We start from the raw sequence: 22975 nt of genomic DNA, 5'->3' as shown, positions 1-22975 counted from the left end.
CAGGGCACCTGCGGGTGCTTTTATTGCGAATGTGTCTCAATAGCAAGAGTATTCACGAATTTCGTGTTGATACTGTCAGACCTCTATAACCTAGAACGCAAACAACCCCACAGCGCACTGTGGGGTTGTCGGATTGATGGGCAGAGGCATCATGTCAGAAGACCTCTGACGCCTTTAACTGCGCTTCTGCATCGCGGGTATTAGAAGCGACCTGTGAAACCCAAACGGGCATGGATTGGTGCTCCCACGGTGACTTGGTGCGTGCTGTGCGCATTCGGGTAGTAATCGGTATCGAAGACGTTTTCCACGTTCAGCTGGACGCGGAAGTTTTCCGAGATGTCGTAGTAAGCGGCGGCATCCACACGGACGTAGCTAGGCAGCTCGGCGTTGTTGCCGTTGTCGATGAAGCTTTCGTCTTGGTAGATCACGCCAAGTCCCAGACCGAACTTGTCGGTGACCTGGTAGTTGTTCCAGACTGAGAAGGTATGTCTTGGCAACTCGCGAGGGCGAAGGCCGGTGTCACCATCCTGGTCCACCTGCTCGCCATCGAGATAGCTGTAGCCTGCGGAAATGAACCAACGGTCGGTGACTTGGCCACGGATTTGAGCTTCGAATCCAGTGATGTCAGAGTCCACGGTGACGAACTGGGAAGCATCCAGATCCGAAACCTCCTGTGAGCTACGCTCGATTTCGAACGCTGAGAGGGTGAAGCTGAGATTGTCGCGAATGTCCCATTTCACACCCACTTCCAAGTTGGTGAAGGTATTCGGGTCCAATCTGTCGTTGTCTCCATTGATGTTAGCATACTGCTCACCACTGCGAGGCTCGAAGGTCTCACTGTAGCTGCCGTAGAAGGACAGATTGTCCAGCGGCTTGTAAACAAGTCCGAGACGGGGAGAAACCTCCTGGTCTCTGCGCGAGCGACGCTCTCCGTTGTCCGCATTAAATACATCGATTTCGAAGCTGTCGAAACGTGCACCAAGAACGAGGTCCCAGCAGCGGTTGAGTGCGATTTCATCCTGAAGGTAGAAGGAATACACATCGATGTCTACGCGAGTGTCATCGGCCAAATCAGTGTTGAAGTTGTTAGTGGCCAGTATGCCGTTAGAGTTAAAGCCCGATCCGCCGGAAAGACGGAAATTGTTAACCGAGAATACTTCGTTATCATCCATGGTGGTGTCCCAGAAGGAATTGAAGCGATTCTGATCCGATGAGGTGTGGTTGAACTCGGCACCGAGCAGAAGCTTGTGACCAAAGTTGCCGGTTTCAAATTCGCCGATCAAGTTACCGGAAAGAACGAAGTTCCGGCGCGTTGTCTGGTCGGCGTATCCGTCAAGTGTCACCTCGTCCGGAGTGGCCGCTTCGTCGTAACCGGACACGTAGAAGTTCTGGTAGAACTTATCGTATTCCCCGTAGGAAACCGTGCCGGTGGCTTTCCAAGCGTCGCTGAACTCGTGTTCAACGTCAAAACGCAGGATATGAGCTTCCAGTGTGCTGTAGTTGAGTTTGGAGTCACCGAAAACGATATCGCCAAAGGAGGAAACAGGGCGACCGTCTGCGCCGGTCGGGATACCACGGTCGATAAAGCGCTCATGATCCATGTATTCGTATGAAAAACGGAGCGTGGTCGCATCGCTGACTTTGTAGGTCAGTGTCGGGTTGATGCCGAATCTTTCGCCGTAGTAGTGGTCGCGGTGGTTGGCGAGGTCGTCGTAGTGGAAGTTCAGACGGAATGCGGCGTTGTCGGCAAAGCTTTGGTTGGTGTCAAACTGCAGAGTATACTGGCCGAATGTATCGATGCTTGTCTCATACTCGTTGAATTGCTCGCCAATTTCGGCTTTTTTCATCACGCGGTTCAGAACACCGCCGGTGCCACCGCGTCCGAAGTAGAGTGCACTGGGACCGCGCAGGATTTCCACTTTCTCAATGTTGTAAAGCGGACGGTAGTACTGCACGTCGTCACGAACGCCGTCTGCGAAAAAGTCAGCAGTGGAACGAACGCCACGGAAGACGATCGAGTCACGGTGGCCTTCGCCCTGGGAGGTGTTTACGCCAGGAGTGTAATCAACGATGTCGCCTAGGCTAAAAATAGCCTGCTTCTTGATTTGCTCATTGGTGAAAATCGTCAGGCTCTGTGGCACGTCACGAATGGGAGTCTGGGTCTTAAAGGCGTCCACTTCATTGGAGACATTCGATGCGGGAGACTCACCTTGGACAACGAGAGGATCGAGCTTGCGATCGTCCTCCGTACCGTCTGGACCTGCGGTGCCGGACGTTTGCGCGTGAAGGGCCGAGGCTGACAGCGCGAGGGACCACGCAGCCGCGTTCAGCGTTTTGGGATAGTGTGATTTGTTCATTCGTTGAGGATGGATTGAGTGTAAATTCGGATGGTGGCCAGGGGGTGCCGCAAACCGAAGTCGGGTTATAACTGCGCATCGATGGGGGTCAATTGTTTTTTGAGACTGCATCTCAATAGCATTAACAACCCGACTCGAGCTTGCATATGAGCGCGGTAAATCGCGGTTTTACCACCGACGGCACGCAGAGCGAAACGACCAGTGACCATCGACGGTGAGTAAAACTGTCGCTGGCTGCGCATTTTTCCCTTGCTGGATGGGGGTGTCTGACGGCTATTTCCATACGACATGTTTGCACCCAAGTGGAAAAAAGAGGCTAAGCTCCTGGACAAGGCGGCGAAGAAGTTTCTCAATTACAAACGCGATTTGTTAGAAGACCAACAGATCGCCGAAATCAACTCCCGACGTGACGACCTGCGTCAGTCGGTCAAAGCGGGCAACAAGGAGCAATGCGCCGAGGCCAGCAAGCAGCTACAGGCAACCTGCGAAAATGCCCTCCCCCGCTATCAATCCCAAGGATGGGTGGAGGAAAACCTGGAGGTGTTTTTTGTCGCGATCGTGGTTGCGCTCGGACTTCGTGCCTACGTGGTGCAGCCATTCCGGATCCCTACCGGATCGATGCAACCCACACTCAACGGCATCGTAGCTACCCCCCTTCCCGATGGCAACGACGGCCCATCCTTCCCCATCCGGATGGCACAGAAAGCCACCCATGGCCGGACCTATGTCAACTTGGTAACAGACAGCGCAAAAACGCTTCGGCAGAATAATCCGATCGTTGAAACCACCGTCTTCCACTTTTTCACACGCACCTACATCCATTTCTCGGACGGAAGCAAAATGAGCTTCCCTGGTCCTAAAGCGGCTCTCATCAGCCAAGGGCAGGACGGCAAAGGTTTTGGCTTTGCCAAGACATGCGGTTTGATTCCATCAGGTGCACTCAGCGAGGAACAATTAAACCAAGCACGCCAATCGGGTCTTCCATTTGAAGGCGCACCAGGCAATGAAGCAGGCTTCTATACTTCCCCCACACTGGCTCCTAACACAACGATTGCTCACGGATACATCGATAGCGGCGACCTGATTCTGGTCGACAAGATGTCCTACCATTTCCGCCGCCCTTCACGTGGCGAGGTCTTCGTTTTCGACACCCGCAACATCCAGCGGATTCATAGCGAAGCACGGAAAGCCGGAACCGTGGCTGGCTCACACTACATTAAACGTCTCGCAGCTGTGCCTGGCGACTCGCTTCAGATCAAAGGTCTCGATCTCTATATCAATGGTGAACTCGCCGAAGAGCCTGGCTTCAAGCAGGTGATGAGTCAGGACGACGGATACCGCGGCTATGAACCCAGGGAACGACTTTCTGGAAACCAAATTTTCACCGCATCTGAATCCACGCGTCCAGGAATGAATGAATACATCGCCTTGGGTGACAATTCGTTCAACTCATCAGACTCCCGTCACTGGGGCACGGTCAAGGAGTTCAACGTCATCGGACCGGCTTCCTTTACCCTCTGGCCGTTTGGCAATGGTCACTGGGGTGTCATCAAGTAGTGAATATGGGATGGTGAACGTGTAACTCGATTGATCCACACAATCACTATTCGAAATTTTAATCCATGGCATCCTCGCAAGACATCACTCGCAAGGCGAAATCAAACCTCGCCATCACGCTGCTGTGTCTACCGAAGGAACGCAAAAAAGACATGGTCACCTTCTACGCCTTTTGTCGCGTAATCGATGATCTCACAGACGACCTCGACATACCTATCGAGAAAAGAAAACGCGGCTTGCAGGAGTGGCGTGAAGGCATTGATCAAGGTTTTTCCGAACCCGATGAACTCCAGTCAGAGGTCACCGAACTGATTTCCCGCCATGAGATTTCCAAGCAACCATTCCTTGATCTGATCGACGGCTGCGCATCTGATCTCCAACCGCAGCGATTCGGCAGCTGGAGTGAGTTAGAAAACTACACGTATCGGGTCGCCAGCTGTGTGGGTATCATTTCCACCCGCATCTTTGGCTGCACCCATCCTGACTCTGAGAAATACGCAGTCGCCCTTGGCCACGCCCTGCAAATCACGAACATCCTCCGCGACGTCGATGAAGATCTTCGCAATGGAGGGCGCATCTACCTGCCGCTCGACGACTTCACTCGGTTTCAGTACAGCGAGCGCGACTTGATCGGTCGGGTCCACGATGGGCGTTTCATGGCAATGATGGCCTGGCAGGCGGACCGAGCTGAAAAATACTACCAGCAGGCACTCACTCATCTCCAGCCAGAGGACGCGAAGGCTCTTCGGGCGGCCGAAGCCATGCGTAAGATCTATCACACCATTCTCAAGAAGATGCGGGCCGATGGATTTCAGGTTTTTAAACAACGTTACTCCATTTCCAAACCCAGAAAGATCGCCATTTTAGCGGCTACCTTTCTCGGTGGTTAGACGACTGCACTAATACCAGCATTTCTTGATAGCCAGAAAGCTCCGGAGTCGTATAATGCGAATCGAAGCAATTCTCAACACGATCTAACACAATTACATTCTATGAAAACATATCACATCACACTGCTAGCCGCAGTGGCTGCCTCGATAGCCGCCTGTGCCCCTTACCCTGAAGGAACTGGTCCACGCATGCCCGGTATGCTGCAGCAGACACCACCTGAGTCCCAATCACAGGCTGACGAGGTCCCCGCACCTACCGTTGATGTTGATAGCAGTGTTCCAGTAGGCCGTCCCACACCAGACGGGAAAAAAGGCATGGTCATCAGCCCTTACCGTCCGTACAACGTCATTGACGTCACAGGATATCGCAGCGGCGACATCGTGGGAGATCCGTCCACCGCGTCTGTCGATCCTGCCACTGGCCAGCCTATCCCAAGCACATCGAAACACTTCCGCATTCCATAAACCCAACACTCTGAACTCTCACTCCATCCTCCCCCGCAGCATGACAAGCAGGGGAGGATTTTTTTTCACAATAATTTGATGCAGGCTCGCTTTGTTTGCCTCTGCGCATCATTGATGTCACCCCTTGCAGCCCAGCACAGATCAACACCTATCAATGATTCGCCACGCCCTCATCCAGACAAGCCACTTACTGCCAGCCATTGCGCTCGCAGTTATGTCGGCTGCCTGTGTGCCGATTGATAAACCGACATCGCAGGCTCAGATCGAAGTTCCCACGGCATGGAAAGCGTCTGGCGAAGGAACTTCCGGTAAAATCAGTCGGGGCTGGATCAAAGATCTCAATGACTCCCGCCTTCCCAAGTTGGTCAACGAAGCCATGGCCAACAATCCCAGCATCCTGGCTACAGCGGATCGGCTCAAGGCCGCGAGAGCTGGAGTCATTCGTGCTCGTGCCAATCGTTTACCCTCAGCCAGCGCCTCCGCGGGAGGAAGTCGCAGCCGCGCGAACAGCGATGCCGCGGGTGGCAGCGCCAGCTACTCGGGTGGAAAAAACATTAACATTGGTGCTAGCTGGGAACTCGATCTCTGGGGACGCCTGCGACACCTGCATACTGCTGCGAGAGCTGACTATGATGCCACCGTGGCGGATCTCCGGGGTGCCAAACTCTCACTCGCTGCCAACACTGCCAGCACTTGGTATAATCTGATCAGCTCAGAGAATCAGGTGAAGCTCGCAAGAGAAACCTTGGACAGCTACCAGAAGGTGGAAAAAATCATCATCCGGAATTACAAAGCCGGAACCGCCCGCTCTCTGGAACTCCAGCTTTCACGAAACAACGTCTTCAGTGCCGAGCGCATTCTACGCGTCCGCCTGCGTAACCGCGATGACGCGCGGCGCAATTTGGAGACACTTCTCGGCCGTTACCCATCCGCAGCTATCGCAGCTCCCACCGAACTGCCTACCATCCCCCAAGGCGTGCCCAGCGGGCTTCCCTCCGAGTTGATCGCTCGGCGTCCGGATATTGTGGCTGCCAGATTGGATCTCTATTCCTCATTCCACCGTGCCAAGGCAGCTAAAAAAGACCTGCTGCCCAGCTTACGGTTAACCGGAAGCAGTGGCACCAGCTCCTCGAATTACAGTAACTTGTTAGATCCCGGTTTTCTTGTCACCTCCATTTCCACCTCCATCAGTCAATCATTGTTTGAGGCCGGGGCAAATCGCGAGGACGCACGCGCGGCAGTCGCACGCAACAACGCCGCCATTCATGATTACGCCGGCACCGTGCTCAGTGCTTACCGAGAAGTGGAATCCGCCCTCGCATCTGAAACCTGGCTCAAGCAGCAGGAATTTTTCCTCCGCAAGGAACTCGAACAGGCCGCTCTCGCCGAACGTCAGGCTGAGCGCGACTATGCTGAAGGTGTCGACGGTGTTGACATCCTCGACTTGTTAGAAACCCAACGCCGTGCCTCGAATGCGCGAAGTTCTTTAATTGATTTGCAGAATCAGCGGATTCAGAACCGTATCAATCTCTATCTCGCGCTGGGCGGCGACTTCGCCACCCGGACACCATCCCAGAAGTAAGACATGCGCCGCACCATCCATATAGTCATTGCCCTTGTAGTTTTAGGCGCAGGATTCTTGGCCTTCAATTCCTTGAAGGGTTGTAAGACCAATGTTTTCAGCCGTGAGGAAACCGCCGATGCCGATGACTCCAAATCAGGAGGAAAAAGAAAACGCAGTGAGCCCAGACGCTCCTCCAAGTCCCCCACGATCAAAACCAAAGTGCTCCCCTTGGAAAAAGTCGACTTCACCGTGGAGGTCTATGCCCAGGGAGATATCCGAGCGCATCACAACACAGCGCTGACTCCTCAAGTCGGCGGCCGGGTGGTGAAAATCTCTCCCAAGTTCGAAGATGGTGCCTTTTTCCAGAAAGACGAGGTTCTGTTGGAAATCGAAACCGCGGACTACCTCACGGAACTGGAATCTGCCAAGGCGCAGCTGGCTCGTGCGGAGTCGGCCTATGCGCAAGAACAGGCGCGCGCCAAGCAGGCACTGCTGAACTGGAAGGATGCCGGTTTCGATGAAGAGCCGAGCGATCTGGTGCTGCGTAAGCCGCAACTCCGTGAAGCGGAAGCCAATGTCACTTCAGCCAAAGCCGCCTTGGAACGTGCGGAGCGCAATCTGGTGCGAACGAAAGTGCGAGCTCCCTACAACGGCAGGGTCCGCACCCGCAGCGTCGGCATCGGCCAGCAAGTGGGATCTAACACCACTCTGGGAGAAATCTTCACCACCGACATCGCCGAGGTCCGACTCCCGATCACCACGCGCGATCTCGAGTTCTACCACCCGCCTAACAAACCAATCGATGAAAACTCTGCCGAAGCCCAGGAGATCACCCTCACCTCCATCGTGGCCTCGCACACCTCCAGCCACACATGGAAGGCCAACATCATCCGCACTGAAGGCGAGTTGGATGTCGATTCACGGCAGATTTTTGTCATCGCCAGAATCAAAGACCCCTTCGGCCTGAAATCCGGCTCCCCTGCCCTCTACCTCGGCCAGCCGGTCCGGGCTACTATTCCTGCCGACACCCTGAAGGACGTTTACGCCGTTTCGCGCGATCACTTCAGCGACTTGAACGAGATCATCGTGGTCCGCGAGGGCAAGATCGTGCACGTCAACATCGAGCCACTGTGGACAACCCAAGACAACATCATTTTCAAAGACAATCTCCAGCCCGGAGACCAGCTGTCCATCACTCACCTCCCCTACGCCCCCGAGGGTTCTCCGGTGGAAATCATCCCTGAGCCCAGCGAAACCCCGGCTGAGGCCTCCTCCCAAGTTGGCCGGAAAGGTCATACTCCGCGCTAGCCTAGACTCACCCAATTTCTCACCTCTTCTCGTTTCACCTTTTAGACCATGATCCGCTGGTTCGCACGTAACAGCTACGCTGCCAATTTCATGATGCTCGCCATCCTTTTGGTGGGCTGCTACTCGGTGATGTACAAGATCCCCACGGAGGTCACCCCCACCTACCAGCCGTCCTTCATCTTTATCAGAATCCCCCTGCCCGGCGGTACCCCCAACGAGGTGGAGCAAAAGGTCGTCCTGCCCATCGAAACTTCTTTGGATGGCATTGCTGAGATCAAGTCCGTCCGTTCAGACGCCAGACGCAATAACGCCGAGTTCTACATCGAAACCGAGGACGGCATCGATATGGACAAGCTGCGAACGGAAATTGAATCCCGGATCGATGGCATCAACACCTTCCCTGATGAGATGGAGCGACCACAGGTCCGCATCCCCGATACCGCCAACTGGATGGAGGTCATTTCCGTGGCGATTTCAGGTGACATGACGGAGAAGGATCTCCTAACAGTCGCCCGCCAAGTGCGCGATGACCTCACCGCCCTGCCGGGCATTTCCAAGGTGGACATCATCGGAGGGCGCAATCACGAGATCTCCATCGAGGTCGATCGCAACACCCTGCGCGATTATGGATTGGAAATCGATGACCTCTCCAGAGCGATCCGACAGAACTCGCTCGATCTCTCCGCCGGCTCGATCAATTCCAAATCCAGCCGTGTGCTACTGCGCTCCACCAATCAGGCACTGGACCGAACGTCGTTTGAAAAAATCATCGTCTCGCGAAAGAACGGAGCCCAGATCACCTTGGGCGACATCGCCAATGTACGTGACAACTTCGACGAGGAGAAAAAAATCACCCGCTTCAATGGCGAGCGCTGCGTGCTCGCTGAGGTGAAACGTCTGGGCAACGAAAGCGCTCTCTCCATTTCCGACAAAGTCCACGAATACGTTAATAGCGCCCACACCCGCTTCCCAGAAGGAGTCACCCTCACCACTTGGGACGATGATTCCGTCAGCTTGCGCGGCCGTATTTCCACCCTGTTCTGGAACCTTCTTCAGGGCAGCGTTCTCGTTTTTCTCCTGCTCGGTATTTTCCTCCGCCTGTCTCTTGCGTTCTGGGTGGTGATCGGCATTCCCATCAGCTTTGCCGGCGGTCTGATCTTCATGCCTGTCATGGGCGTGACGGCGAACATAATGAGTGTCTTTGGCTTTATCATCGTGCTCGGTATCGTGGTCGATGACGCCATCGTCACCAGTGAGCACATCTATTCGAAGCTGAAACTCGGCATGCCCCCCTTGGAGGCCACCGTCACCGGGGCCAAGGAAATCGCCGTGCCTGTTACCTTCGGTGTGCTCACCACCGTGGTCGCCTTCATCCCCCTCGCCTTCTTCGATGGCTGGCTGGGTGAGCTTGCAAAGCAGATCCCCTTCGTCGTCATCCCCGTGCTGATGTTCTCACTCATCGAGTCCAAGCTCATCCTGCCGTCGCACTTGCGGCACATCAAAGTGAACCGCACTGGCAAGAGCTTCGTCACCCGCATTCAGCAAGGCGCTGGTGCTGGCTTGGACTGGTTCATCTCCCGCATTTATCAGCCGGTATTGAAAAAGGCGGTGCTCTACCGCTACATTACGCTTTCCCTTTTCCTGGCCGTGGCGCTTGGCTGTGTCGGATTTGTTGCCAGCGGGGTGATGGGTTTTGAGTCCATTCCATCGGTCGATCGCTACTACATCAATGCCAGACTGCGGATGGATGAAGGCACCACCTTCGAGCAGACAGACGACCGGGTGAATTTCATCGAGCAAGCCGCCTATCAGCTGAAAGAGCAGTTCACCGATGGCCCTGATGGCCCATCCCTGATTGGCAACATCATGACCGCCACCGGTGGCCGCCCCACACGTAACGGCACCGATGAACGCGAGGGTTATGTGCTGGTGGAAATCACCCCTCCCAGCAAACGCAAGCACCCCGGCCCCAAGAACCAGGAAATCGCCGACGCATGGCGAGAAATCGTGGGCAGCGTGCAAGGGGCGCAGTCGTTCACCATCCGCACGGAAAGCTCCGGCGGCAGGATGATGGGCGATAGCAGTGACGTCGAGATCGAGCTGCGAGGCCAAGACACCGAGGTGATGGAAAAGGTCGCCAACGAAATCAAAGACCTTCTCAAGGACCAGGAGGGCATCCGCGGAGCCTGGACCAGCATCGAACAAGAACAGGATGAATTCCAAATCACCCTCCGCCCCTACGGTCGTGAACTCGGCCTTACCCAAGAACTGTTAGCCCGCCAAGTCCGGCGCGCATTCCATGGCGACGAAGCCCAGCGCCTGCAACGCGGTGAAGACAGCGTCCGGGTCATGGTGCGTTTTCCAGAAGCGGAACGTGAATCGCTGCATACTCTCGATGACCTCCACATCACCCTGCCGAATGGCTCGAATGTGAACCTGAACCAAGTGGCCAAGATCACGCGTGGCTCCTCACCGCCGAGGATCGTCCGCAAGGATGGCTCACGGGTTTACACCATCTCAGCCAACCGCGTCAGCCGCAGTGTCAATGTGAACAAGATCGCCGAGAAATTGACCCCACTCTTGGACGACATCATCTTGGAGAACCCCGGCACCAGCTGGAAATATGACGGTGCCCTCGCGGAAACCAAGGAGAACCAGAACCGGATCTGGGTCACCGGCGGTCTGCTCATTTTCACCCTCTTCGCCCTCTTGGCCATTCCGTTTAAGTCCGTCACCCAGCCGATCTTTGTGATGTTAGCCATTCCATTCGGTGCGGTGGGCGCCTTTTTCGGTCACGTCGTCATGGACATCACCCCGTCTTTCCTCAGCTTCTTCGGCCTGCTGGCACTCGCCGGTGTGGTGGTCAATGACTCGTTGGTGATGGTCGACTTCACCAATGTCAGACGCCGCAAAGGAGACTCCGCCTACGATGCCGTGATCAACTCCGGCTCCGCCCGCTTCCGCCCCATCCTGCTGACCTCGCTGACCACCTTCGCCGGCCTGATGCCGCTCATCTTCGAGCGCTCCATCCAAGCCCAGTTCCTCATCCCCATGGCGGTATCTCTGGCTTTCGGCATCATGTTCGCCACCCTCATCACCCTTTTCCTGATCCCCTGCGCCTATCTCGCCACCGAGGATATTAAGAACTTCTTCCGCAGATTGTTTGGGATGGAGCAGGAGACTTAGGGGGCGGTTCAGGTGTCAGGTGTCAGGTGTCAGGTGTCAGTTGTCAGTTGTCAGTTGTCAGGCGTCAGGTGTCGGGTGTCGGGTGTCGGGTGTCGGGTGTCGGGTGTCGGGTGTCGGGTGTCGGGTGTCGGGTGTCGGGTGTCGGGTGTCGGGTGTCGGGTGTCGGGTGTCGGGTGTCGGGTGTCGGGTGTCGGGTGTCGGGTGTCGGGTGTCTCCTGCCTCCTGCCTCCTTCCCGCTGAATACCACCAGTCCCAACGGGACCAAACTGCAACAGCCCAGGGTCAGGCCACCGGCCGCAGCCCTGGGACCCGTCCACCGGACAACAACCCGTCCCCTGAAGGGGGGCAACTGCATCTTTCCGCTTCCCACCAAACCATGACCCCTTTATCCTAAAAAACATGCCCCAATCCCTTTCCAAAATATACCTCCACCTCATATTTTCCACCAAAGGCCGAGAAGCATGGCTAACTCCCGACATTCGTCCCCCACTCTACAACTACATGGCTGGCATCCTTAAAAACCTAAAGGCCAAGCCAATGGAAATTAACGGCACCTCAGACCATGTTCACTTATTATGCCTCCAGCCGCGCACCGTCACGGTGCAGACCTGTTGAGAGAACTAAAAAGCTCCTCCACTAAATGGCTTAAACAAGAAACTGGCCGATCCAACTTCGCTTGGCAAAGTGGCTATGGAGCCTTTTCCGTCAGCCATTCTGACGTTGGGACGGTGCGGAATTACATTCAACGACAGGAGGAACATCACCGGACAAAAACCTTTCAGGAGGAATACCGGCAGTTCTTGGAACGTTATGAGGTGGAGTTCGATGAGGAATATGTTTGGGACTGATCGCACAGGCAGTGGCACCCTTTCAGGGCGCTAATCGTTTCACGATCCCATACCCAAGGCTGCGGCCTTTGGCCTGACCTTGGGCTGTTGCAGGTTAGTCCCGTTGGGACTGATAGTTTTCTGAGACCAGCCACCGCCTATTTCCTATTTCCTATTTCCTATTTCCTATTTCCTATTTCCTATTTCCTATTTCCTATTTCCCATTTCCCATTTCCCATTTCATGTTTCGACTTTTTCCTCTGTCTGTCTAAACATCTCCCCACACCCATGGATTTCCTATTTCCAGATCCTGTGCCAGAGGCGTCAGGGCCGGTTAAGGCTGGCAGTGATGCTCCGCTGGCGGCGCGGATGCGACCTCGCACACTTGATGAAGTCGCCGGGCAGAAACACATCCTCGCGGAGGGACATTTGCTGCGGCGTGCCATTGAAGCCGATCGCTTTTCCTCCCTCATTTTCTACGGTCCTCCCGGGACTGGGAAAACAACCCTCGCTACGGTCATCGCACGCAGCACTGATAGTCGATTCGAAATGCTTAACGGCGTGGAATCCAACGTCGCCGAGATCAGAGACAAGATCGCTCAAGCGCAAAAATGGCGGCAGCTGCGCGACCAGACGACCATCCTTTTCATCGACGAGATCCACCGTTTCAACAAAGCCCAGCAAGATGTGTTACTTCCCCACGTCGAGCGCGGCACCGTGCGCTTCATCGGAGCCACCACCCACAACCCTTATTTCTACGTCAATTCTCCGCTTGTATCACGATCGCAGATTTTCCAACTGGAACCTGTGCCTAACGATGAACTCGTGAAGCTGATGGAACTCGCCCTAACAGACAAGGAAAGAGGCTTGGGGAAACTCCCGGTCACCGCCGATAAAAATGCTCTCGCTCACATCGCGGAGAAATCCGATGGCGATGCTCGGCGCGCCCTAACAGCACTCGAACTCGCTGCCCTAACAACACCCGAAGGCGACGGCGGAAACATCCACATCACTCTCGAAGTCGCCGAGGAATCGATCCAGCAAAAAGCCATCGTTTACGATGCCGATGGCGATGCGCACTACGACACCATCTCAGCCTTCATCAAATCCATCCGAGGCTCTGATCCCGATGCCGCGCTTTATTGGCTGGCTAAAATGCTAACCGCCGGAGAAGACCCACGCTTCATCGCCAGACGCTTGGTCATTTCCGCCAGTGAAGATATCGGCCTCGCCGACTCAAATGCGCTCCGTGTCGCCATGGACGCCCACAAAGCTTTCGAATTCATCGGCATGCCGGAAGGCCGCATCCCCCTCGCCCACGCCACCGTCTATCTCGCCACCGCGCCCAAGTCTAACAGCGCCTACGCCGCACTTGGCGCCGCAATGCACGACGTCAAAGAAGGCCGAACCCTCGCCGTGCCCGAACACCTCCGCACCAAAACCCGCAAAAAGCTGGCTAAGGGATCAGGTGCAAGTGACGAGTCACTTGCATACCACTACTCTCACGACTACGAGGGAAACTACATCCCCCAAGCCTATCTGCCCGAAGGCAAAACCTACTACACCCCCACCGAAAACGGTCTGGAAAAACGCATCAAGGAGCGTCTAGATTACTGGCGGGGGCAGTTTGACAGTAGATAGGGTGCAAAATCCAAAACATGCCTCAGAGGATTACGAATCTTCTATGGTGCTTGCGTTTTTGGCAGTCCAGTATCTTAGCTCCGGGGGATGAACTAGATCCAGCCATTGCGCACAGCGGTGGCGACGGCGGCAGCAACGTTTTGCACTTGGAGCTTGTCGTAAATGCGGCGCATGCGTTTGTCGACTCCGTGGGGAGACAGCTCCAGCTTCTCGGCAATTTCCTTTTTCACATAGCCATCGCTCAGCAGCTGAAGCACATCGAGCTCGCGTGCGGTGAGCAGCTGGTCATCATCTTCGGGGGGCGAGTCTGGCTGGATCCGGCGGATCAACTTCAGGGCGATGTGGGCGACTTTCGGATCGATGCTCGCGCCTCCGTCGTGAACCTCCCTGATACCGTTGAGAATCTCGCTGCGGGTGGCTGTTTTCAACAGGTAGCCGGATGCTCTGCGCGTGATGGACTGCAGGATATGGGATTCTCGGTCCGACTGAGTGAGAATGATGATCCGGCTGCGTGGAGCGAGTTCGAGCAGCGGAGCGATGGCATCGAGGCCGTGGGTGCCTGGCATCTCGAGATCCAGAAGAATGATGTCAGGGTCGGCGGACTCCGCCTCGAGTGCGCGCATCGCTTGATCGCTGGTCGAGGCCTCGGCGATGCAGGTGAATCCGTCGCTCTTATTCAACGAGGAAACGATGGCGTTGCGGTAAACGGAGTTGTCCTCCACGACCATGATTTTGATGGGCTCGGATGTCACAGTGGTTTTTCTAGGTTGATGGTGGTGCCGCCTTCCGGCGGGGCGGTGAAGGTCACGTTGGCGTTGAGCTTTTCAGCTCGCATGGTCAGATGGGATGGGCGCTGACCCGCTTGCAGCCCGCAGCCATTGTCAGTGATGTTCAGGGTCAGTTGCTTCGGGGTGAGCTGCAGCCGGATGCCGACGTCTGTCGCCCCTGCGTGTCTGACGATGTTGTTCAGGGCTTCTTTGAAAAAGAGCAGCAGGTGCCACTTGTCCTTCGGCTCGAGCTTGCCGACGTGTTTGTAGCCATCGACATCGAAGCTGTAGCTGTGCTTTGCCAGCAGCATTTCCGCGGTGATCTGCATTTCTTCGAGAAGTTTGCCGGTGACGTTCCGAGATTCTAGAAAGCGGACTAGAGCACGCGCGTTGCTGGCGCTGGCACGAGAAATGCCGGCGATACTGGCGAGTTGAGGGATGTGGGCTGGGGGCATGTCTGGCTCATGGACAAGATCATCGGAGAGCAGAGCGATGCCGCTGAAGTTGCTGCCGATTTCATCGTGGAGGTCAGCAGCGAGGTCCTCTCGCAGGCTATAAATGTGACGCAGGCGGGTGTGCCGCTGCCAGAAATACACGGCGAGCAGGAGGAGCAGGGCGATGCCGACTGTCCATTTCATCCAACGGGCAATGCGGGAATGTCGCTGGTAGCGAGTTTGCAGTTCGGTCTCAAGTGCAGCGAGCCGGGCTTCGAGTCGGTTGCGCTCAACAAGACCGGCCAGCCACGCACGCATCGGCATGATGAAACCGTTAGCGGACTCGCCGTCGGTCAGCATTTTCATGGGGTAATTCCCGATGTCTAACTGATGCGAGAAGACGGCATCCGCGCCACGGGACACCACTTCGCCTCGTGAGATGACTTCTATTTCCGACATGGCAAAAATGGAGCCTGCTTTGCGCGGATGGGGTGGTAGCCTGCCACTGCTGATGCGCACAAAGCGACCAGCAGCATCCTCTGCAGAGAAGCAGGCCAGCCGGTGGCCGGGAGACAGGTAGTCGTTTGCACCGCTGTCGTAGATGACGGTGGGCGAGGAGAAACCTGCATCTTCAGACACCTCGATTTTGAACCGCTTGGGGAAACCCAGTGCTGACTTGTGGAAAACGGTATGGTTACGATCCGCCTGAAACGGATAGAGGCGCACCTCATCCAGTTTTCTAACACTTCCCAGATCCAAGGTCACAGCTGCCGGGGCTTCGCTCTCCCTCGGAACAAACATGCGGCTGCCGTTGACTTTCGCATCCCCCCCTCTGCCGGGCTCGGAAAATGGCATGTAGCCATCGTTGAGATAATCCTTGTACCAGATGGGGCGGTGTCTCGTCCAGTGCCGGGCTTTGACCGGCTTGCCGAGCGCCAGATTGTTGTCTCCGTCAAATACGAGAAGCTCACTTAGACCGTAGACGTAGTTCGCAAAACCGAACACTTGGTGCAGGTTCAGGGGAATGAAACGGATGCGGCGAGCGGAGGAGCCGGGACAATCGATGATGATGGGGGCCCGGTCCGGATAGGGTGTCAGCGCATCCACGGTGGAGTCGAACAACAGCTCGCCGGTGGCATCCTCAGGGGAGGAGTAAAGGCGGATCTGGAATTTCTCCGGAAAGGCGAAATTGGCAGACGTTTGGCGCTCGTCGATGCGCACCACAGGCACCACAACGATGCTGTCGAACTGTCTATTTTCTAAGAGATCGATTTCCACCCAGGAACTTTCCGGATCATTGGTGGGAAGGCCCGCGCGATGCCCTAGGGTGCCCCCTGACTCACGCACCAGCCGCAGAGGAAGCCGGTCGAGTTTTCCCCGAGTGGCTACGATGGCATCCTCGAGTTCCTCCACGGACAGCTCTGCTGGTGGTGGCGCGGCTGGCAGCGAGGCGGTGACGCAGAACAGCACCAGCAACCATGCTGACTCCAGAAACCGAACGCGCTGCCACTTCATGATGATAGGAAATCACAGCGGCGCCCCACGTGGCAAGTGGACAAAATAAGGAGGGCGCGATCGCGCCCTAGGCAGGTTGGTAAATTTGTAGTATGTTACCCTTCGGTAGCGTTCCCGCAGCTGCCCCCATCCATGCTTCCGAGAAGCATTTCGTAGGTGGATATCAATAAAATTGACGAGAAAAAACATCCCAAAATAGCCATGAAACATATGAAAACACTCTCCTTACTGAGCATCAGCCTTTTTGCGGCCGGATCAGCATCCGCTGCAACTGTTGTTTGGGATTTCAACACCTTTAATGGAGTATCGGCCGTTGGTCCTACGACGGGATCGATCACAGCCGCACCCGACTTCAATGATTTTGGTAGCGGAGTCACCATCACGGGCTTCACCTTGGCCGCTAATGCCGGACAGAATGCCTTTCGCGCAAACGAGGCGCAAACCGGTGTCCGAGAGCCTAACCCTTCGGCGAGCATTACCGTTACAATCGATAATACGGTGTCCGTTGATCTTTCAACCCTCGCCTTTACCTACGGCTTCGACAACAACACTGGTAACAACGCGTTGACACCACAGTATTCCCTCTCGTTCAGCCAAGGATCCGGAACCAACGCTTCAGGGTCACTGCCAACAAGCACCTCGGCCAGCTATATAGAATCGACTGCTGTGACGTCTACGTTAAGTGGCCTTACCGGATTGACGAATACTGCTGTGACCTTCACTTGGACATTTGACAGCGCGGAGGACCGAAACAACGACCTCGACCGTCGTCATTTTATGGATGACATCACCCTGACCGGCACCGTTACGGCAATCCCCGAGCCGTCTTCCTCCGCCTTGCTTGGCCTGGGAATGACCGCTCTGTTGCTGCGTCGCCGCCGATAAGGAAAAATGGAGAGCCCCATCGCTTAGATGGGCTATTCTCTGAAAAATCTTCGGCCTGTCGCTGTGTTCGTGGGGGCAGGTCGTTCCTTTTTGTTAATCCTGAGCGGCGTTACCGCATTTTGATATCACAATCGAGCCTTCAAAAATCCCCCCCCCTATGCCCCCCCTATGACTAGGTAATCTAAAGTCAAAAAGACAATTCACCGCTAATCACAGGCAAGCAGCCGTGAGCGGGAATCAAATCTGGCACCTATAAAGCATCCCGTCATCGGAGTCCATGCAGGCTCGATGACCGCTTTTCCAGATGCCTGATGCCATTCCAGCCGATGCTGTTTCACTTGCAGACTACGAACGTCTCGCGAGTAAACGACTGATCGCCAAGAACCTCGCCTACCTCAATGGTGGTGCGGCGGACATGCGCACGCTCACGGCAAACACCGAGTCATGGAACAAGCAGTCGCTCTGGCCACGGGTGCTGCGCGATTTTGAAAAAGCCAATACCCAGACAACCCTGCTCGGCCGCAAGCTGAACAGCCCGGTTCTCATCGCTCCCACCGCTTATCACAAATTGTTCCACCCCGAAGGTGAACTCGCCACCGCCACGGCCGCCAGTGCGTTGCGCGTGCCCTACATCGTCAGCACCCAGGCGAGCGTGAAACTCGAAGACATCGCTGAAAAGGCAGGGGGCATGCCACTCTGGTTCCAGCTCTACATCCAGCACGACAAGGATTTCACCAAGAACTTGGTCCGCCGGGCTGAGAAGGCAGGTTATGAAGCCATCGTGCTCACCGTGGATGCTCCGGTGCACGGAATCCGCAATGATGAGCAACGCAGCGGCTTCAGTCTTCCAGCCAACGTGGAGCCGGTCAATCTGCGTGGACTAACTCCCCTGCCGAAAACTCAGTCGGCCTTTGACTCAACTTTACTAGCCTCACTGCCGACCTGGAAAGATGTCGAATGGCTGAAAAGCATCACCTCTTTGCCGGTGTTGATCAAAGGCATCCTCCATCCAGCAGATGCCACCATGGCCATCGAATACGGCGCGGACGGCATCATGGTTTCCAACCACGGCGGTCGGACACTCGATCAGCTTCCCTCCACGCGAGAAACCCTGCCGCACATCGTCAAAGCAGTGGCAGGAAAAGTTCCGGTGCTCGTGGACGGTGGCATTCGTCGCGGCACCGATGTTTTACAAGCCATCGCACTAGGCGCCGACGCAGTTCTGTTAGGACGCCCCGTTATCCATGGTCTCACCACCGCTGGAGCCGCCGGCGTGGCCCATGTTTTGAAACTCGTTCAGCACGAGCTTGAGGTCGCCATGCTGCTTACCGGCTGTCGCAACCTGAGCGAAGCCTCATCCACTCTCACCATCTAACCATTAATCTCAACAACCTAACCATTGATGAAAAACAACAAAACTACACCATCAGCTCAGGCTCCCCAGAGCCTGCGCCATGCGTCATTCCTCGGCCACTGCGCCACCGCCACCAGTGTTGCTGGAGCCATGCTCTTCGCCGGCGGAGTCGGTGCTGCCGAGCAGAGCAAAAAAGACAACGAAAATGACGGCCAGCTCGATCCATCCGTAATCAATGCCGACGGCGAAAAGGAAAAGCTGAACCCCACCCAGCTTAATTCTCCACGTTACCCCGCGCCACTGCGCGAGATCCCACGCACCGTGACCATCGTGCCTGAGGAACTGATCAAACAACAAAACGCCACCACCATCGCAGATGCTCTGCGCAACGTGCCAGGCATCTCCCTCCAGGCCGGTGAAGGCGGCACCCCCGCAGGTGATCAACTGACCCTGCGCGGCTTCGACGCCCGCACCGATTTCTTTATCGATGGTATCCGCGACATCGGCGGCTACACCCGTGATCCGTTCAACTACGAGCAGATCGAAGTTTCCAAAGGGCCCAGCTCCACGGACACCGGACGCGGATCGACCGGTGGCTCGATCAACCTGGCTACCAAGACTCCGAAACTGGAACTCGCTCGCGACCTCACCCTGGGAATCGGCACCAACGATTTCTACCGTTTCACTCTCGACTGGAACCAGCCGGTTGACGCCATCGCCAACAGCGCTCTGCGTCTGAACCTGCTAGGCCACTCCGCTGGAAATGCTGGCCGTGACTGGGTCACCAACGAGCGCTGGGGCATTGCGCCTTCATTCGCAATCGGTCTGGGCACTGACACCGTGACCACCTTCAGCTACATGCACATGTCCGCGGACAACGTGCCAGACTACGGGATTCCTTGGGTCAATGACCGGGTGCCATCAGGCGTCGATTTCAACAACTGGTATGGTCTGCTCAGCCGCGACTATTCACACGTCGACACCGATATCTTCACCGCCGAGGTCAAACACAGCGTGAACGAAAATCTCGATCTGCGTGCCGTCGCCCGATACGGCCGCAATCACCGTGACTCGATCATCACTGCGCCCCGACTCGATACCACAACGCCTGATCCCTTCGACATCCGACGCACCGACGAAAAGTTCCGTTTGCAAACTAACACCATCGCGGCGTTTGCATTCGATATGAACTACCGCTTCAACACTGGTAGCCTGGAACACACCTTGATCGCCGGTGCTGACTACACGCACGAGAAAGACGTGAATAAAAACCGGACATCGGACGACTCCGGAGCACCTAACACGGATTTGTTTAACCCGAATCCGCATGGCGTCGACACCTCCGTTTACTCCCGCACCAACACCAGCGTGGCGCGTGCAGACACGATCGGATTTTTCCTCTACGACACCATCAAGCTCAACGACCAGTGGTCGTTCAACGGTGGTCTGCGTTATGACAACTTCGACGCCGAAGTCGACGGCCTCTCCCAACAGGACGAGTTCATCAGCTGGCGCACTAGCGTCTCATACAAACCTTGTGAAAACGGCACCATCTATCTCGCCTACGGCACCTCGGTCAACCCGTCCGCTGCAGATCTGTCATATGGTCGCGGCAGCGTAAACTTCGGACTCGATCCAGAGGAAACCGAGACCTGGGAACTGGGCACCAAGTGGGGATGGATGGACGATCGCATCGGTCTGACCGCCGCCATTTTCAGAACGAACAAAACCAACGCCCGCACCACAGATCCAGGCAGTGGTGACACTGTGCTTGAAGGAAATATTCAAGTGCAGGGTGCTGAACTCGGCCTGACCGGCAAGCTCACTGACAAGTGGAGTATCTACGCTGGTTACACTTACTTGGACGGCGAGATAAAAAGCGATCCAAACCCAGCCAACGAAGGCGGCACCATCGGCAACAGCCCTGAGCATTCCTTCTCCATCTGGAGCACCTATGCCATCACCGATGATCTGTCCTTCGGAGGCGGCGTGCGCTATGTGGGGGATCGCGATAACGGTCGTGGCCGTATCGCGCCGTCCTATACCACCTATGATGCATTTGCTTCCTACAAGTTGAATGAGGATGTGACCCTGCAGCTCAACGTCATCAACCTGACTGACGAGGACTACGTCGATCAAGTCGGCGGTGGTCACTTCATCCCGGGAGTCGGTCGCACCGCCACTCTGTCCGTGAAATACGAATTCTGATTGCGTGTAACATAACCAAACCTCACGTGCGCTTTCTGAGTGCGCGTGGGGTTTTTACTCTTTACTAACCCCTGCCCCCTATCATCCCTTCCCTTTCCTGAAACCATGATCCTCCGAATCCCAGACGTCTTATCTCCTGAATCCGTAAAAACGGCCCGTGAACTTCTGGACTCGGCTAATTGGATCGATGGCGCGGCAACGGCTGGCGGCCAAGCGGCCAAGGCCAAGCACAACCTCCAGCTCGCCCAGGATGATCCCACAGCACTGAAGCTCGGTGAGGAAATCCGCCAAGCTCTTGCTACTAATCCCCTTTTCATGTCGGCAGCACTTCCGCTGACACTGCTGCCACCTATGTTTAACAAATACACCGGTGGTGGATCCTTCGGCACTCATGTCGATAACGCCATCCGCCACATCCCCGGCACCGGCCAGCGCATCCGCACCGATCTCAGTGCCACTCTTTTTCTTTCCGAGCCGGACGAATACGAAGGAGGCGTGCTCAACATCGAGGACACCTACGGAGCGCAAGAAGTGAAGCTCCCCGCCGGTCACATGATCCTCTATCCATCAACCAGCCTGCACCACGTCACGCCCGTCACCAGTGGTGCGCGTGTCAGTTCCTTTTTCTGGATCCAAAGCATGGTGCGCGATGACACGCAACGCAGTCTGCTTTTTGACCTCGATTGCTCTATTCAAAACCTCGGCGTAGCGGCACCGGACAATGAAGCGGTCGGCCAAAGCTCGGTGCAACTCACCGGCATCTATCACAATCTCATCCGCCAGTGGGCGGAGGTCTAACAACACGATGACCGAAAATTCACCAGACAACGTCAAAAAGCCGAAGAAGCGGCGGAAAGCGTTTTGGACCAAGCAGTTCTACCTCTGGCACTGGGTCAGCAGCGCGATCTGTCTGGCTGCGATGTTGTTGTTCGCCTTCACCGGCATCACCCTGAACCACTCGGCTGACATTTCCACCGAACCGGAAATCAGCGAGACCAAGGCCAAGGTTCCTGAGAACCTAACAGGCCTACTCCTCTACCAAGATGACGGAGACAAAAAAGAACCTCTCCCAGCCGAACTCGCCAGCTACTTCACCAAAGAGCTTGGCACACCGATCAAGGGGAAACCTGCGGAGTGGTCTGAGTTTGAAATCTATCTCAGCCTGCCGCGCCCCGGAGGTGACGCCTGGTTGCTCATCGACCGCGAGACCCATGAGTTCACTTACGAACACACGGACCGAGGTGTCATTTCCTATCTTAACGACCTGCACAAAGGACGGCACACCGGCACGGCTTGGTCGTGGTTCCTCGATGTCTTCTCAGTAGCCTGCATCGTCTTCTGCCTGACCGGTCTGGTGTTGCTCTGGGTGCATTCCAAACGACGCCCAAGCACCTGGCCCATCATCGCCGCCGGCATTCTCCTTCCGGTGGTCATCATCATCTTCTTCGTTCACTAACAGACCATATCATCATGAAAAAATACGGACTCCTCCTGCTCTCCGGCATGACCGCCACACAGGCCTCTGATTTCCAGTTGGAAATTGAAATCCCCCGGCTGAAAGTTTCAGAGTACCACCGCCCCTATGTTGCGGCGTGGATTGAAAAACCCGACCGCTCCCACGCCGCCAATCTCGCCGTCTGGTACGATACCGAGATGAAAAACGACGAGGGCACCAAATGGCTCAAAGACCTCCGCCAGTGGTGGCGCCGCTCCGGACGCGATCTCGATATGCCGGTCGATGGCATCAGCGGCCCTACCAAACCTGCCGGAAAACACAAAGTCTCCATCACCAAGGCGCTGGCCAGTCTGCCACCACTCGCCGAGGGAGAATACAAACTCGTCGTCGAAGCCTCGCGCGAAGTCGGCGGACGCGAAGTCGTCAGCATCCCCTTCATCTGGGACGGCAAGACCCTGAAAACACAAACATCCAAAGGCAGCTCAGAACTCGGGGCCGTTGTGCTTTCGCAAGTTGAAACACCAGCCACCACCAAGAACACCAATTCCTCAAACTAAACCT

Annotated in this window: 17 protein-coding genes and 1 pseudogene; 14 read left to right on the top strand and 4 right to left on the bottom strand. The window is 55.8% G+C overall.

Annotation, left to right across the window (positions count from 1 at the left end; genetic code table 11):
- Positions 1 to 200: 200 nt before the first annotated feature.
- Complete coding sequence (locus ACSPJT_RS16325) at positions 201 to 2357, bottom strand: TonB-dependent receptor (RefSeq protein WP_435893628.1); 2157 nt, start codon at positions 2355 to 2357, stop codon at positions 201 to 203.
- Between the two features lie 288 nt (positions 2358 to 2645).
- Between ACSPJT_RS16325 and lepB the strand changes: the two genes are divergently transcribed.
- From lepB to ACSPJT_RS16295, 6 genes are all read left to right on the top strand, one after another.
- Entirely contained in the window at positions 2646 to 3914 is a 1269-nt protein-coding gene (lepB, locus tag ACSPJT_RS16320; protein ID WP_435893627.1) for a signal peptidase I, read from the top strand.
- A gap of 65 nt (positions 3915 to 3979) precedes the next feature.
- Positions 3980 to 4804: a phytoene/squalene synthase family protein gene (locus ACSPJT_RS16315; protein ID WP_435893626.1), complete on the top strand. Its 825-nt coding sequence runs from the start codon at positions 3980 to 3982 to the stop codon at positions 4802 to 4804.
- A gap of 102 nt (positions 4805 to 4906) precedes the next feature.
- Positions 4907 to 5269 carry a hypothetical protein gene (locus ACSPJT_RS16310; protein WP_435893625.1) on the top strand — a complete coding sequence of 121 codons (363 nt, stop codon included), beginning with the start codon at positions 4907 to 4909 and terminating at the stop codon, positions 5267 to 5269.
- A 154-nt stretch (positions 5270 to 5423) separates the two neighbouring features.
- On the top strand, positions 5424 to 6851 hold the full coding sequence (locus ACSPJT_RS16305) for an efflux transporter outer membrane subunit (RefSeq protein WP_435893624.1): 1428 nt from the start codon (positions 5424 to 5426) through the stop codon (positions 6849 to 6851).
- Positions 6852 to 6854: 3 nt separating this feature from the next.
- On the top strand, positions 6855 to 8141 hold the full coding sequence (locus tag ACSPJT_RS16300) for an efflux RND transporter periplasmic adaptor subunit (RefSeq protein WP_435893623.1): 1287 nt from the start codon (positions 6855 to 6857) through the stop codon (positions 8139 to 8141).
- 48 nt (positions 8142 to 8189) lie between these two features.
- Positions 8190 to 11327, top strand: coding sequence for an efflux RND transporter permease subunit (locus ACSPJT_RS16295; protein WP_435893622.1), 3138 nt, complete (start codon positions 8190 to 8192; stop codon positions 11325 to 11327).
- Between the two features lie 50 nt (positions 11328 to 11377).
- Here ACSPJT_RS16295 and ACSPJT_RS16290 read toward each other — a convergent pair whose 3' ends face one another.
- Complete coding sequence (locus ACSPJT_RS16290; RefSeq protein ID WP_435893621.1) at positions 11378 to 11644, bottom strand: hypothetical protein; 267 nt, start codon at positions 11642 to 11644, stop codon at positions 11378 to 11380.
- 82 nt (positions 11645 to 11726) lie between these two features.
- Between ACSPJT_RS16290 and tnpA the strand changes: the two are divergent.
- Positions 11727 to 12175 (top strand): annotated as a pseudogene (gene tnpA / locus ACSPJT_RS16285) (IS200/IS605 family transposase).
- Positions 12176 to 12442: 267 nt separating this feature from the next.
- On the top strand, positions 12443 to 13795 hold the full coding sequence (locus ACSPJT_RS16280; protein WP_435893620.1) for a replication-associated recombination protein A: 1353 nt from the start codon (positions 12443 to 12445) through the stop codon (positions 13793 to 13795).
- Positions 13796 to 13887: 92 nt separating this feature from the next.
- Here the strand turns inward: ACSPJT_RS16280 and ACSPJT_RS16275 are convergent, their stop codons facing one another.
- Entirely contained in the window at positions 13888 to 14547 is a 660-nt protein-coding gene (locus tag ACSPJT_RS16275; protein ID WP_435893619.1) for a response regulator, read from the bottom strand.
- Complete coding sequence (locus ACSPJT_RS16270; RefSeq protein ID WP_435893618.1) at positions 14544 to 16511, bottom strand: hypothetical protein; 1968 nt, start codon at positions 16509 to 16511, stop codon at positions 14544 to 14546. Before ACSPJT_RS16270 ends, ACSPJT_RS16275 begins: the two co-directional genes overlap by 4 nt.
- 210 nt (positions 16512 to 16721) lie before the next feature.
- Here ACSPJT_RS16270 and ACSPJT_RS16265 point away from each other — a divergent pair, with 210 nt between their 5' ends.
- The 6 genes from ACSPJT_RS16265 (at position 16722) to ACSPJT_RS16240 (ending at position 22971) form a co-directional block, all read left to right on the top strand.
- The gene (locus ACSPJT_RS16265; protein ID WP_435893617.1) at positions 16722 to 17396 is read left to right on the top strand and encodes a PEP-CTERM sorting domain-containing protein; all 675 of its coding nucleotides are present in this window, start codon (positions 16722 to 16724) and stop codon (positions 17394 to 17396) included.
- Between the two features lie 304 nt (positions 17397 to 17700).
- Positions 17701 to 18771 (top strand): alpha-hydroxy acid oxidase, encoded by a 1071-nt coding sequence (locus ACSPJT_RS16260; protein WP_435893616.1) that lies wholly within the window; start codon positions 17701 to 17703, stop codon positions 18769 to 18771.
- A gap of 27 nt (positions 18772 to 18798) precedes the next feature.
- Positions 18799 to 20958 (top strand): TonB-dependent receptor, encoded by a 2160-nt coding sequence (locus tag ACSPJT_RS16255; RefSeq protein WP_435893615.1) that lies wholly within the window; start codon positions 18799 to 18801, stop codon positions 20956 to 20958.
- A gap of 105 nt (positions 20959 to 21063) precedes the next feature.
- Complete coding sequence (locus ACSPJT_RS16250; protein ID WP_435893614.1) at positions 21064 to 21756, top strand: Fe2+-dependent dioxygenase; 693 nt, start codon at positions 21064 to 21066, stop codon at positions 21754 to 21756.
- 7 nt (positions 21757 to 21763) lie between these two features.
- Positions 21764 to 22414 carry a PepSY-associated TM helix domain-containing protein gene (locus ACSPJT_RS16245; protein WP_435893613.1) on the top strand — a complete coding sequence of 217 codons (651 nt, stop codon included), beginning with the start codon at positions 21764 to 21766 and terminating at the stop codon, positions 22412 to 22414.
- 14 nt (positions 22415 to 22428) lie between these two features.
- Entirely contained in the window at positions 22429 to 22971 is a 543-nt protein-coding gene (locus tag ACSPJT_RS16240; RefSeq protein ID WP_435893612.1) for a DUF2271 domain-containing protein, read from the top strand.
- Positions 22972 to 22975 lie beyond the last annotated feature (4 nt).

Origin of the sequence: Oceaniferula spumae, from assembly GCF_042849255.1 — a bacterium.
Classification (GTDB): domain Bacteria; phylum Verrucomicrobiota; class Verrucomicrobiia; order Verrucomicrobiales; family Akkermansiaceae; genus Oceaniferula; species Oceaniferula spumae.
The sequence above is the reverse complement of the archived record's forward strand: the minus strand, read 5'-3'. Positions and strand labels throughout refer to the sequence as shown.

Coding starts and splice junctions, on each gene's coding strand:
- ACSPJT_RS16240 (WP_435893612.1), top strand. CDS start 22,429: ATGAAAAAATACGGACTCCTCCTGCTCTCCGGCATGACCGCCACACAG.
- ACSPJT_RS16270 (WP_435893618.1), bottom strand. CDS start 16,511: ATGAAGTGGCAGCGCGTTCGGTTTCTGGAGTCAGCATGGTTGCTGGTG.
- ACSPJT_RS16245 (WP_435893613.1), top strand. CDS start 21,764: ATGACCGAAAATTCACCAGACAACGTCAAAAAGCCGAAGAAGCGGCGG.
- ACSPJT_RS16250 (WP_435893614.1), top strand. CDS start 21,064: ATGATCCTCCGAATCCCAGACGTCTTATCTCCTGAATCCGTAAAAACG.
- ACSPJT_RS16310 (WP_435893625.1), top strand. CDS start 4,907: ATGAAAACATATCACATCACACTGCTAGCCGCAGTGGCTGCCTCGATA.
- ACSPJT_RS16325 (WP_435893628.1), bottom strand. CDS start 2,357: ATGAACAAATCACACTATCCCAAAACGCTGAACGCGGCTGCGTGGTCC.
- ACSPJT_RS16295 (WP_435893622.1), top strand. CDS start 8,190: ATGATCCGCTGGTTCGCACGTAACAGCTACGCTGCCAATTTCATGATG.
- ACSPJT_RS16280 (WP_435893620.1), top strand. CDS start 12,443: ATGGATTTCCTATTTCCAGATCCTGTGCCAGAGGCGTCAGGGCCGGTT.
- ACSPJT_RS16315 (WP_435893626.1), top strand. CDS start 3,980: ATGGCATCCTCGCAAGACATCACTCGCAAGGCGAAATCAAACCTCGCC.
- ACSPJT_RS16305 (WP_435893624.1), top strand. CDS start 5,424: ATGATTCGCCACGCCCTCATCCAGACAAGCCACTTACTGCCAGCCATT.
- ACSPJT_RS16300 (WP_435893623.1), top strand. CDS start 6,855: ATGCGCCGCACCATCCATATAGTCATTGCCCTTGTAGTTTTAGGCGCA.
- ACSPJT_RS16265 (WP_435893617.1), top strand. CDS start 16,722: ATGAAAACACTCTCCTTACTGAGCATCAGCCTTTTTGCGGCCGGATCA.
- ACSPJT_RS16255 (WP_435893615.1), top strand. CDS start 18,799: ATGAAAAACAACAAAACTACACCATCAGCTCAGGCTCCCCAGAGCCTG.
- ACSPJT_RS16260 (WP_435893616.1), top strand. CDS start 17,701: ATGCCTGATGCCATTCCAGCCGATGCTGTTTCACTTGCAGACTACGAA.
- lepB (WP_435893627.1), top strand. CDS start 2,646: ATGTTTGCACCCAAGTGGAAAAAAGAGGCTAAGCTCCTGGACAAGGCG.